Origin of the sequence: Peterkaempfera griseoplana (assembly GCF_001418575.1) — a bacterium.
Taxonomy (GTDB): Bacteria; Actinomycetota; Actinomycetes; order Streptomycetales; family Streptomycetaceae; genus Peterkaempfera; species Peterkaempfera griseoplana.
Window position 1 is genome coordinate 1 of sequence record NZ_LIQR01000002.1, and the last position, 10939, is coordinate 10939.

12 protein-coding genes and 1 pseudogene are annotated in these 10939 nt (G+C 73.4%); 7 read left to right on the top strand and 6 right to left on the bottom strand.

Going from position 1 to position 10939, the window contains the following annotated elements:
• The 3 genes and pseudogenes from AOK09_RS00165 to AOK09_RS00175 form a co-directional block, all read right to left on the bottom strand.
• Positions 1–561: pseudogene (locus AOK09_RS00165) on the bottom strand (hypothetical protein); the annotation flags it as partial.
• Between the two features lie 512 nt (positions 562–1073).
• The gene (locus tag AOK09_RS00170; RefSeq protein WP_055585008.1) at positions 1074–2291 is read right to left on the bottom strand and encodes an acetyl-CoA C-acetyltransferase; all 1218 of its coding nucleotides are present in this window, start codon (positions 2289–2291) and stop codon (positions 1074–1076) included.
• A 195-nt stretch (positions 2292–2486) separates the two neighbouring features.
• The gene (locus tag AOK09_RS00175) at positions 2487–3563 is read right to left on the bottom strand and encodes an SGNH/GDSL hydrolase family protein (protein WP_055585009.1); all 1077 of its coding nucleotides are present in this window, start codon (positions 3561–3563) and stop codon (positions 2487–2489) included.
• Positions 3564–3774: 211 nt separating this feature from the next.
• On the opposite strand from AOK09_RS00175, the gene AOK09_RS00180 reads away from it, so the two are divergent.
• Positions 3775–5172, top strand: coding sequence for a cystathionine beta-synthase (locus AOK09_RS00180; protein WP_055585010.1), 1398 nt, complete (start codon positions 3775–3777; stop codon positions 5170–5172).
• A 449-nt stretch (positions 5173–5621) separates the two neighbouring features.
• On the opposite strand, the gene AOK09_RS00190 is transcribed toward AOK09_RS00180, so the two are convergent.
• Positions 5622–5987, bottom strand: a complete 366-nt coding sequence (locus tag AOK09_RS00190) for an LAETG motif-containing sortase-dependent surface protein (protein ID WP_055585012.1) — start codon at positions 5985–5987, stop codon at positions 5622–5624.
• Between the two features lie 171 nt (positions 5988–6158).
• Between AOK09_RS00190 and AOK09_RS00195 the strand changes: the two genes are divergently transcribed.
• The 6 genes from AOK09_RS00195 to AOK09_RS00220 all read left to right on the top strand — a co-directional run bounded on the left by AOK09_RS00195 (position 6159) and on the right by AOK09_RS00220 (position 10107).
• Positions 6159–6515 (top strand): hypothetical protein, encoded by a 357-nt coding sequence (locus tag AOK09_RS00195; RefSeq protein ID WP_055585013.1) that lies wholly within the window; start codon positions 6159–6161, stop codon positions 6513–6515.
• Between the two features lie 103 nt (positions 6516–6618).
• The gene (locus AOK09_RS00200) at positions 6619–7842 is read left to right on the top strand and encodes a L,D-transpeptidase (protein WP_055585014.1); all 1224 of its coding nucleotides are present in this window, start codon (positions 6619–6621) and stop codon (positions 7840–7842) included.
• A 53-nt stretch (positions 7843–7895) separates the two neighbouring features.
• Positions 7896–8495, top strand: coding sequence for a GNAT family N-acetyltransferase (locus AOK09_RS00205; protein WP_055585015.1), 600 nt, complete (start codon positions 7896–7898; stop codon positions 8493–8495).
• 95 nt (positions 8496–8590) lie between these two features.
• Positions 8591–9118, top strand: a complete 528-nt coding sequence (locus AOK09_RS00210; RefSeq protein ID WP_055585016.1) for a DinB family protein — start codon at positions 8591–8593, stop codon at positions 9116–9118.
• Between the two features lie 214 nt (positions 9119–9332).
• Positions 9333–9677 carry a DUF1330 domain-containing protein gene (locus AOK09_RS00215; protein WP_055585017.1) on the top strand — a complete coding sequence of 115 codons (345 nt, stop codon included), beginning with the start codon at positions 9333–9335 and terminating at the stop codon, positions 9675–9677.
• Between the two features lie 55 nt (positions 9678–9732).
• Positions 9733–10107, top strand: a complete 375-nt coding sequence (locus AOK09_RS00220) for a VOC family protein (protein WP_055585018.1) — start codon at positions 9733–9735, stop codon at positions 10105–10107.
• Positions 10108–10159: 52 nt separating this feature from the next.
• On the opposite strand, the gene AOK09_RS00225 is transcribed toward AOK09_RS00220, so the two are convergent.
• Both AOK09_RS00225 and AOK09_RS00230 read right to left on the bottom strand, forming a co-directional pair.
• A complete protein-coding gene (locus tag AOK09_RS00225; RefSeq protein ID WP_055585019.1) occupies positions 10160–10633 on the bottom strand; it encodes a GNAT family N-acetyltransferase in 474 nt (157 codons plus the stop codon).
• Positions 10630–10939 (bottom strand): GNAT family N-acetyltransferase (locus tag AOK09_RS00230; protein ID WP_157875751.1); only part of this gene is annotated, 310 nt, incomplete at its 5' end. The genes AOK09_RS00230 and AOK09_RS00225, both read right to left, overlap by 4 nt.

A 10939-nucleotide genomic window follows, 5' to 3' on the forward strand; every position in this document is an offset into this window, starting at 1 on the left:
GTCGGGGACCGTGGGGGAGGCCGGCTCGGCCTGCACCTCCAGATCGGCCTGCACCTCGAGGTCGGCCGGGGCGCCGGGGGCGCCGCTCTGCACCGGGTGGCCGGTCCGCATCCCGTTGCCCTCGGCGATCAGCTCCTCCAGCGCGGTGCGCAGTGCGTCCGCGAACTCCGGGTCCATCCGGTCGGCGGCGGAGCGGGGGAAGTCCTCGGCGCTCTCCGCGGCGTCCTGGGGGCCGGTCGGCCGGGGGAAGTAGAGCGGCCAGCCGTCCACCGGGTCGGCGCCGCTGAAGGGGGCGTCGAAGAGCGGGGCGTCCTCGGCGGTGCGGGCCTCCTGCTCGGCCCAGAACGCCCGGGCCTCGGCGATCTCCCGGTCGCGGTCCTCGGCGAGGGCGGCGGCGACGGCCCGCTGTATCGCGGCGTCGTCCACCACGGCGGCGGCCGGGGCAGGGGCCGGAGGAGCGGTCACCGCGTCGAGGCGGCGCGACAGCGCGCGTACATGGACCAGCACCCCTGCGGTGAGAAGCAGCAGGAGCAGCAGCAGGACGGTGTACACGGCGTTCACGGAACGTACTCCTCGCACGGAGCTGAACGGGGGATCACCACCACAGTGCCGTATGGGTGCATGTGACGTCAGGGGAAGGAGTCACCTTCGTGAGTGAGCTGTGACCTTGGCCATATCGACGCAGGTGGACGTGGTATACAGCCCGCAGTCGGCCGACTGCGGGCCGTGGATCGAACGCCGTTCGCGGGGCGCGCCGAGGGCTGGACCACCTTCTCCGTGTGATCCAGCCCTCAAACACGATCCGTCACTCCAAACGGGTGATTCCGCTTCCGGCCGCCAGGCCTAGCCTCCGGGTAGCTCAGCCCATCCGCAGGCGGTCGTCGCTCGCGCTCAGCCTCGCCTCCGCTGCGGCCGGAGGCCGCCTCCCTCGTACCTCGGCCGGCGGCCTCCACCCGCCCCTGCGGCTCAGCTCATCCGCAGGCGGTCGTCGCTCGCGCTGAGCCTCGCCTCCGCTGCGGCCGGAGGCCGCCTCCCTCGTACCTCGGTCGGCGGCCTCCACCCTCCGCTGCGGCTCAGCTCATCCGCTCGATGACCATGGCCATGCCCTGGCCGCCGCCCACGCACATGGTCTCCAGGCCGAACTGCTTGTCGTGCCACTGCAGGGAGTTGATCAGGGTGGTGGTGATCCGGGCGCCGGTCATGCCGAAGGGGTGGCCGACGGCGATGGCACCGCCGTTGACGTTCAGCCGGTCCAGGTCGACGCCCAGGTCGCGGTAGGAGGGGATCACCTGGGCGGCGAACGCCTCGTTGATCTCCACCAGGTCGATGTCGCCGATGGACAGGCCGGCCCGCCGGAGCGCCTGCCTGGAGGCCTCCACCGGTCCGTAGCCCATGATCTCGGGGGAGAGGCCGGAGACCCCGGTGGAGACCACCCGGGCGAGCGGGGTGATGCCCAGTTCGTGGGCCTTGGTGTCGGACATGATCACCAGGGCGGCGGCGCCGTCGTTGAGCGGGCAGCAGTTGCCGGCCGTGACGGTGCCGTCGGGCCGGAAGACCGGCTTGAGCCCGGAGACGCCCTCCAGGGTCACCCCGGCGCGGGGGCCGTCGTCGGAGGAGACCACGGTGCCGTCGGGCGTGGTGACCGGGGTGATCTCGCGGGCCCAGAAGCCGTCCTTGATGGCCTTCTCGGCCAGGTTCTGGGAGCGCACGCCGAACTCGTCCTGCTCGGCGCGGGTGATTCCCTTGAGCCGGGCCAGGTTCTCCGCGGTCTGCCCCATGGCGATGTACGCGTCGGGCAGCAGCCCGTCCTCGCGCGGATCGTGCCACTCGTCGCCGCCCTCGGCCGCCCGGCGGGCGGTGCGGGCCTGGGCCTCGTCGAAGAGCGGGTTGCGGGCGTCGGCCAGGTCGGAGGTGCCGTTGACGCTGCGGGAGACCGTCTCCACGCCCGCTGAGACGAAGACGTCGCCCTCCCCGGCCCGGATGGCGTGCAGCGCCATCCGGGTGGTCTGCAGCGAGGAGGCGCAGTAGCGGGTGACGGTGCAGCCGGGCAGGTGGTCCATGCCGAGCTGCACCGCGACGATCCGGCCCAGGTTGTGTCCCTGCTCGCCGCCCGGCAGGCCGCAGCCCAGCATCAGGTCGTCGATCTCCCGCGGGTCCAGCTGCGGCACCTTGTCCAGGGCGGTGCGCACGATGTGCGCGGTGAGGTCGTCCGGGCGGACGTCCTTCAGCGAGCCCTTGAAGGCCCGGCCGATCGGCGAACGGGCGGCGCTGACGATGACGGCTTCGGGCATGGCTGGCTCCTCGACGGACGAGCTGGGCATATGGGGAATGTACGGCGGAAGGTACGGCCAAGCGCACGGCCGGGCGGCGGGGCCGGTCCGCGCATCCGGAGCGGTCCCCGCGGCACCCGGCCGGTGCGGGAAGCCGCACCGGCGGCCCCGCGCCGGCAGGAGCCGGCACGGCGGATCGGCCCCCGGCCTCGTAAGCTACCGCTTAGTACTACTCCCGTCACCGGTGCCCGCATGTGAGCTGGACGACGTTCCCAGCGCGGATCCCACCGCCGGGGCGGGCTCCGTCTCCTCAGGCAGCCTCCTGCGCCGCCGGTGCCGGATCAGCGCCCAGCGGCCGGGTTGCCCGGGGGTCCCCTCCGGGGCCGCCGCGGCCACCTCCGTACCGGACCGGCCGGCGGCCTCCGCCGCGGCCTCCGCCACCGGGAGCACCGCCTCACCGCGGGTCGCGTCCGGACGCTCCTCCTCCGGCCACAGGCCGAGCGCCGCACAGAGCGACGGCAGCACCGCCATCGCGGCGGTGCTGTAGCCCTGCGCCGAGGGGTGGTAGCGGTCGGCCGCGAACAGCTCCCGGCGGGTGGCGAACTCGGGCCCCAGCAGCGAACCCAGGGACACACTGCGGCCCCCTGCCTCCACCACCGCTATGGTCTGCGCCGCCGCCAGCTGCCGGCTCAGCCGCCGCGCCACCCAGCGCAGCGGCGGTCGCACCGGCTCGATGGTGCCCAGGTCGGGGCAGGTGCCCACCACCACCTCGCAGCCGGCCCCGCGCAGCCGCTGTACGGCCTCGCCGAGCAGCCGCACCGACTCCACGGCCGGCACCCGATGGGTCACGTCATTGGCCCCGATGATGATCACGGCGACCTCGGGGACGGTCTCCAGCGCGAGGTCCACCTGGCGCTCCAGGTCGCTGGAGCGGGCCCCGGAGAGGGCCACGTTCACCAGCCGCACCCGTCGTTCGGCCACCGACGCCAGCCCCGCGGCCAGCAGTGCGCCCGGGGTCTCGTGGCCGCGCAGCACCCCGAGGCCGGCCGCGGTGGAGTCGCCCAGAAAGGCCAGCACCAGCGGCGGCGCGGAGCCGGCGGACCCGTCGGCGAAGGCGCCGCCGTAGACCCCGTCGGCCTTGGGCGGGTCGGCGCCGAGCGCCCCCACCGCCCGTTCGGCGAACTTGGCCTCGGTCACCAGCAGACCGACGACCCCGACGCCCAGCAGCCCGATCCCGCCGCCGCCGTACGCGGCGGCGGCCGCGATACGCCGAGCCACCCGTGCGCGCGACATGCAACGACCCCCTCACAACCGGACCCGGACCGATCCCACACAGCCTCCATACCCAGCGCCGTGGCCCGCTACCGTCCGTCCCGGCCGGATGATCACCGCGGGGGGCGGCGGAGGTCGGCGCGGGTGGGCCCGCACCTCTACGCTGACCGGTACAGAGACCTTCGCGGCACAGACCCGTGCGCAGCCGTTCCACATCCTCGGGAGGACCCCCGTGCGGTACCACGATTCGATCATCGAGCTGGTCGGCGACACGCCCCTGGTGAAGCTCAACAAGGTCACCGAGGGCATCGAGGCGACCGTTCTCGCCAAGGTGGAGTACTTCAACCCGGGCGGCTCGGTGAAGGACCGGATCGCGATGCGGATGATCGAGGCCGCGGAGAAGTCCGGAGCGCTCCGGCCGGGCGGCACCATCGTCGAGCCCACCTCCGGGAACACCGGGATCGGTCTGGCGATCGTGGCGCAGCAGAAGGGGTACCGCTGCATCTTCGTCTGCCCGGACAAGGTCTCCACCGACAAGATCAACACCCTGCGGGCGTACGGCGCCGAGGTGGTCGTCTGCCCGACCGCGGTCGCCCCCGAGCACCCGGACTCCTACTACAACGTCTCCGACCGCCTGGTCAGGGAGACCCCCGGGGCCTGGAAGCCGGACCAGTACTCCAACCCGGAGAACCCCGCCTCGCACTACCACTCCACCGGTCCCGAGCTGTGGCAGCAGACCGACGGCCGGATCACCCACTTCGTGGCCGGCGTGGGCACCGGCGGCACCATCTCCGGCACCGGCCGCTACCTCAAGGAGGCCTCCGAGGGCAGGGTGCAGGTCATCGGCGCCGACCCGGAGGGTTCGGTCTACTCCGGCGGCACCGGCCGGCCGTACCTGGTGGAGGGCGTCGGGGAGGACTTCTGGCCGGAGGCGTACGACCGCACCGTCGCCGACGAGATCGTGGCCGTCTCCGACAAGGACTCCTTCCAGATGACCCGCCGCCTCGCCAAGGAGGAGGGGATGCTGGTCGGCGGCTCCTGCGGGATGGCCGTGGTGGCCGCCCTGGAGGTGGCCCGCCGGCTCGGACCCGACGACGTGGTGGTGGTGCTGCTGCCGGACGGCGGCCGCGGCTACCTGAGCAAGATCTTCAACGACGAGTGGATGGCCGACTACGGCTTCCTCTCCTCCTCGACCGAGGAGGCCACCGTCAGCGATGTGCTCGCCCGCAAGGACGCGGTGGAGCACGGCGGCATCCCGCAGTTCGTCCACATGCACCCGGGGGAGACCGTCGGCGAAGCCGTGCAGGTGCTGCGCGAGTACGGCGTGTCCCAGATGCCGGTGGTCTCCCCGGGCGCCGGGCACCCCGATGTGATGGCCGGCGAGGTCATCGGCTCGGTGGTGGAGCGGGAGCTGCTGGACGGGCTCTTCACCCAGCGGGTGCAGCTGGGCGACCCGCTGGACAAGCACATGTCCCCGCCGCTTCCGGTGGTGGGATCCGGCGAGTCCGTCACCTGCCTGATGGCGGTGCTGGAGCAGGCCGACGGCGCGGTGGTGCTGGTGGAGGGCAAGCCCCAGGGCATCGTCACCCGGCAGGACCTGCTGGCCTTCCTGGCCGACCGGGCGCACTGACGGTTCCGGGAAGCACCCTTCCGCCGTTGAAGTGGTACACCGGCGTCACGTCCACGCAGCACGGTCTTAACAAGCGACCGGCATCGTAGTGGTCACGGCAAGACGCCGAACGTGGTGGCAGCGGATGACGGGAGCGGCTCCCCTGAACCGCAGCCACCAGAGGACGCGCTGGTCGGCCCTGACCCGGCCCACCGCGTCCCGCCCGCAGGGGCCGTCGTCGTCCCGCCCCTGGAGGTCCGACCGACCATCAGGGTGCGGCGGCTCCTGCGGCACAGTGCGCCTTACGGCGCACGACACTCCGTGCTCCCGGGTGGGGGAGCGGAACGGAGACGGAAGGGCCGGTCCTGGTATCCAGGGCCGGCCCTTCCGTGTGTCCGCACCACAGGCCGGGCGCAGCGCCCCGCCACCGCGAGCGGTGCCGGGGGCGGCCGCAGCGCCGCCCGGGGGTCTCAGCCCTGGTAGCGGGTCTCCCGCCGCCGCAGGGCCACCAGCATCCCGGTGCCGAGCACCAGGAAGACCGTGCCGCCCAGCAGATAGGGCGTGGTGTCGACGCTTCCGGTCTCGGCCAGCCTGAGCCCCGCCGCGGCCTGCGCCTGGGCGTCGTGGGCGGCCGTACGCACCGCGGCCGACCGCTCGACCGCCGCCTGCCGGGCGACGGACGCCTTGTCCTGGCGCGCCGCCGCCACCTCGGACGAGGCGTCGGAGGAGGCCGCCGTGGCGACCGGACCCAGGATCAGCGCCAGCGCCACCGCGCCACCCGCCGACACCGCCGTGATCGCCAGCGGGCTGCGCTGGTCCGCCTTCCGCGTACCCACCGGGCCTCCTCGTGCCGTCGCCGGCCTCGTGCCGCTCCCGGACCGGATCCCGCGACGGGCGTCGACGGCCGGGTTGTCCGCCCGATGGTAGTGAGCCGGGCGGCGCTTGGGTAGCGCCGCAGGCCATCGCCGGTACCGCGATGCGGTCCCCGCTGCCCTACGCTCACAGGCATGACCAGCACCGACATCACCGGCGAGGACGAGCCCCGCTACGTCCGTCTGCACATCGAACTCGTCGCCGAGATCACCGACGAGGGCGCCCTCAAGGCAGCGGCCCTGGAACAGGTGAAGCACGACGACTACATGGACGACGACGAGCGGGCCCAGGCCGTGGAGGCCATCGAGCTCGACCCGTCCGGCTCGCTCGCCCACTTCATCGACCCGCTGCAGCTGCTCGGGGACGTCCCGGGCGTGGAGCTGGCCCAGGCCACCTGGGAGTCCGCGCACACCGAGTTCGACCCCGAGAACGAGGACTGGGACCTGTACGACACCGACGCCGCCAGCGGCGACGGTGCCACCGAGGAGTGAGCCCCCGACCCTCCCGCTCCCTGCGGAGCGGGAGGGTCTGATTCGTCTTATGTTGTGACGGTGTGCCCCGCCAGAGGCGAGGATCAGCGAGGGAGACGGCACCGTGACGGCACCCGGCAGGCAGCGTCCCACCATCCGTCCCGAATGGCCGAGGCGCCGTGTGCTGGCCGGGTTCGCGGCGGCACCCGCGGCCCTCGTCGCGGCCTGCACCGGCGGTTCGGACGGCTCCCCGGGCGGTCCCGGCTCCGGGATATCCACCGTCAGGATCACCGTGACCCCCTCCGACGGAACCCGCAACGCCGACTTCGGCGAGGGCGTCACGGTCACCGCCGCCCACGGCCGGCTCACCTCGGTTCAAGTCACCGACGACGACGGCAGTCAGGTGGCGGGCGCCTTCTCGGCCGGCTCCACCCGCTGGACCTCCACCGGCGCGCTGGGCCTGTCCACCCGCTACTCCGTCGCGGTCGGCGCCGTGGACGGCCTGATGCTGCCCGCGGAGTCCAACACCACCTTCACCACCAGGGCCCCCGACCACACCTTCGTCGGCTTCTTCACCCCCGAGCACGGCTCCACCTCGGGCGTCGGCATGCCGGTGTCGATCAACTTCACCACCGGGATCACCCACCGCAGGGCGGTCCAGCGGGCCGTCACCGTGGTAGCCGACCCCCCGGTGGAGGTCGTCGGGCACTGGTTCGACGACACCAGGCTGGACTTCCGCCCCGAGCACTACTGGGTCCCCGGCACCAGAATCACCCTGCGGCTGCGGCTGAAGGGCGTCGCCGGGGCGAAGGGCGTCTACGGGGTCCAGTCCAAGGACGTCCACTTCACCATCGGCCGCAGCCAGGTCAGCGTGGTGGACCTGGCCACCGGGCAGATGACGGTGAACCGCGACGGCCGGACCACCGAAACCTACGCCGTCACCGGCGGCGCCCCCGACCACACCAGCTGGGCCGGCCGGATGGTGATCTCCGAGCAGTTCCTGCAGACCCGGATGAGCTCCCGCACGGTCGGCCTGGGCGGTGAGTACGACATCGCCGATGTCCCGCACGCCCAGCGGCTCACCACCTCGGGCACCTTCATCCACGGCAACTACTGGTCCCCGCCCCCGGTCTTCGGCCGCGACAACGTCAGCCACGGCTGCATCGGCCTGCAGGACAGCGAGGGCGCCGCCGACCCCACCACCCCGGCCGCGCGGTTCTACCAGTCCTCGATGGTCGGCGACGTGGTCGAGGTGCTCAACTCCGGCGACCGCACGGTCGCCCCCGACAACGGCCTCAACGGCTGGAACCTGACCTGGGCCGAGTGGAGGGCCGGCAGCGCCCTCTGACCTGGGTTCTCCAACCCCTCCCCCAAACCTCCGTCTCGGGTTACCGTGCCCGCATGTCCTCGCAACCGCCTGCCCCCGTGGTCCTGGACGGACGGCACATCCGGCTGGAGCCGCTCGTTCCGGCCCATGTGCCCGACCTCCAGCTGGCGGGCGGCAACGACGACGAGGTGTGGCGGTGGCTGCCCGCCCTCACCCCCCGTTCCGAGGCCGAGATGGGCCGCCTGGTGGAACAGCGCCTGGCCCAGCAGGCGGCCGGCGAGGCCGTGCTCTTCGCCGTGATCCCCCGGGGGGTCTTCCGGCCCGTCGGCTGGATCGCCTACCTCGACATCTCGGTCCCCGACGAACGTCTGGACATCGGCTGGGACTGGGTGGCCCGTCCCTACCGCAACACTGCCGTCGCCGTGGAGGCGCACCTGCTGCTCCTCTACCACGCCTTCGAGGCGCTCCGCTTCGGACGGGTGCAGTGGCAGGTCGACCACCAGGACTACACCGCCCAGACCGTGATGACCCGTATCGGCGGCCGCCGCGAGGGACCGCTGCGCCGCCATGTCCGCCGGCTGGACGGCAGCTGGCGGGACACCGTGGTCTACTCGCTGCTCGCTCCCGAGTGGCCGCCCCTCAAGGAGCGCGTCCGGGCGGGACTGCTGCCCTGACGCTCCCCGGGGAGCGGCGGGGTTGGCAGGATTTCGACGCAGGCTGTCGGTGCTGCCACTGGGAGGGCGCCTCCCGCCCGCCCCATCCTTGATCCATGATCACACCGGACACCAAGGACTGGACCTGGGTGCTGCAGCGCCCCTGCCCCGACTGCGGCCTCGACACCTCCTCCGTCGCCCCCACCGCCGTCTCCGGGCTGCTCCGCGACAACGCCGCCGCCTGGGCCGGCGTGCTGGCCGCCGCCCCGGAGGAGCTGCGCCGGCGCCCGGCCCCCTCCGTCTGGTCGCCGCTGGAGTACGCCTGCCATGTCCGGGATGTCTTCCGGATCTTCGCGGTGCGGCTCGATCTGATGCTCACCCAGGACGGTCCGCTCTTCCCCAACTGGGACCAGGACGAGACCGCCCTGGCCGAGCGCTACGCCGAGCAGGACCCCGCCCGGGTCGCCGCCGAGCTCGCCGCGGCCGCCGAGACCCTGGCCACCGCGTTCGACCAGGTCGCGGGCGCCCAGTGGCAGCGCACCGGGGACCGCAGCGACGGCGCCCACTTCACCGTGGAGAGCTTCGCCCGCTACTTCATCCACGACCCGGTCCACCACCTCTGGGACGTCACCGCCGCGGCCTGACGCCGTACCCGCTCCGGCGTGCCCGGCCCCCGGCCGGGCACGCCCCCGGGCCGAGGGCGGCGCCCCACCGGGCGGGAACCAGCCCGCGCCCCATGACCTCGGACGTCATCGACTCCTCCGCACGGCTGCGCAACGATCGGACCATCGCACCGGCCACCGCAGCCGCGGGCCCGCCGGACAGCCCGCCGCACCGATCCGCGACCGAGGAGGCACCATGCCCGCCTACGCCATCGCCCACCTGCGCGACCCGAAGCCCGGACACCCCGAGGTGCTGGAGTACATGGAGCGCATCGACGCCACCCTCGCTCCCCACTCCGGGCGCTTCCTCGTCCACGGCGGTGCCACGGACGTGCTGGAGGGCAGCTGGCCCGGCGCCACCGTGGTGATCGAGTTCCCCGACCTGGCGGCCGCCCGCGCCTGGTACGACTCCCCGGCCTACCGCGCGATCCTGCGGCTGCGCACGGACCACATCCCGGGCGACACCATCCTCGTCGACGGCGTGGGCCCCGGGCACACGGCCGCGGGCAAGGCCGCCGGGATCCGCGCCGCGGCGGAGTGACCGTCCGGCGCAATCCGTTTGACGCCGGGCGTCGCCGTCGACCAGGGTCCAGGCCATGGCTTCCGCTGTGCGACATGTGACCATCGACTGCGCCGACGCATACGCCCTGGGCTCCTTCTGGGCCGAGGTGCTGGGCGCCTCCCTCGCGGACGACGACAACCCCGGGGACCCCGAGGCGCTGGTGCGGGCCCCCGGGGTGGGGCTGCTCTTCATCACCGTCCCGGAGCACAAGACCGTGAAGAACCGGGTGCACCTGGATCTCCAGCCGCAGGACCGCACCCGGGACGAGGAGGTCGAGCGGCTGCTGTCGCTCGGCGCCGTCCTCGTCGCCGACCACCGCCGCCCCGACGGCACCGGCTGGGCCGTTCTCGCCGACCCGGAGGGCAACGAGTTCTGCGTGGAGCGCTCCGCGGCCGAGCGCGCAGGCTGACCGGGGCTGCCGGGGACCGGTGGGGCGGCCGCTCACCGGGCCGGGGCGCGGTTCAGGCCGCGTCCCCCGGCTCCCAGCGCAGGGTCAGGTCGGGCAGGTTCTCCATGGTGCCGCTGCCGTCGCCGGTCGCGGTGACGGTGAAGCCGTGGTGCTCGTAGAAGGCGCGGGCGTCGGTGTTCTGCTGGAAGACATGGAGGGTGAGTCCGGCGGGGCTGTGCCGCCGCACCTCGTCGAGCAGCAGGGTGCCGACGCCCCGGCGCCGTACGTCCGGCCGCAGGTAGAGATGCTGGAGCAGGTCGCCCGCGAGTGAGGCGTAGCCGACCACCTCCCCCCGGTGCTCGGCGACCCAGGTGCGGTTCCGCCGCAGGTGGACCTCCCGGACCCAGTCGGTCACCTGCTGATGGTTCCGCTTCTGCGGGGGCAGATAGGGCATCGTGGCGGCGCGGGACGCCATGTGCACCTGGGCGATCGCCGGTGCGTCGGCCGTCCGGGCGCGGCGGATCACCACGGCGTCGTCGTCGCTCACAGCCGCGCCCCGGCGTCCGGCCCGGCCCCGGGGCCGGTGGTACCGGGTGTCGGGACCGGTGCGTCCATGGCGTAGGTCAGGAAGGGCGTGCGGACGGCGTGGCGGTCGTAGGCGGCGCGGGCCCGGTAGTTGTTCTCCGCCGTGCGCCAGCGGACCGACGGCCACCCCTGGTCGGCGGCGATCCGCCGCAGTTCGCCGAGGAGGGCGTCGACCGCTCCGCCGCCGCGGTACGCCGGGTCGACGAAGAGGTCGTCGAGGAAGCCGCGGGTGCCGTGCATCGGTGAGTCCTCGGCGCGGTAGTGGGCC

Excerpts from the sequence above, each read along its gene's own strand:
- AOK09_RS00170 (WP_055585008.1), bottom strand. The coding sequence starts at position 2,291 with ATGCCCGAAGCCGTCATCGTCAGCGCCGCCCGTTCGCCGATCGGCCGG.
- AOK09_RS00175 (WP_055585009.1), bottom strand. The coding sequence starts at position 3,563 with ATGTCGCGCGCACGGGTGGCTCGGCGTATCGCGGCCGCCGCCGCGTAC.
- AOK09_RS00195 (WP_055585013.1), top strand. The coding sequence starts at position 6,159 with ATGACCAGCACCGACATCACCGGCGAGGACGAGCCCCGCTACGTCCGT.
- AOK09_RS00205 (WP_055585015.1), top strand. The coding sequence starts at position 7,896 with ATGTCCTCGCAACCGCCTGCCCCCGTGGTCCTGGACGGACGGCACATC.
- AOK09_RS00210 (WP_055585016.1), top strand. The coding sequence starts at position 8,591 with ATGATCACACCGGACACCAAGGACTGGACCTGGGTGCTGCAGCGCCCC.
- AOK09_RS00215 (WP_055585017.1), top strand. The coding sequence starts at position 9,333 with ATGCCCGCCTACGCCATCGCCCACCTGCGCGACCCGAAGCCCGGACAC.
- AOK09_RS00220 (WP_055585018.1), top strand. The coding sequence starts at position 9,733 with ATGGCTTCCGCTGTGCGACATGTGACCATCGACTGCGCCGACGCATAC.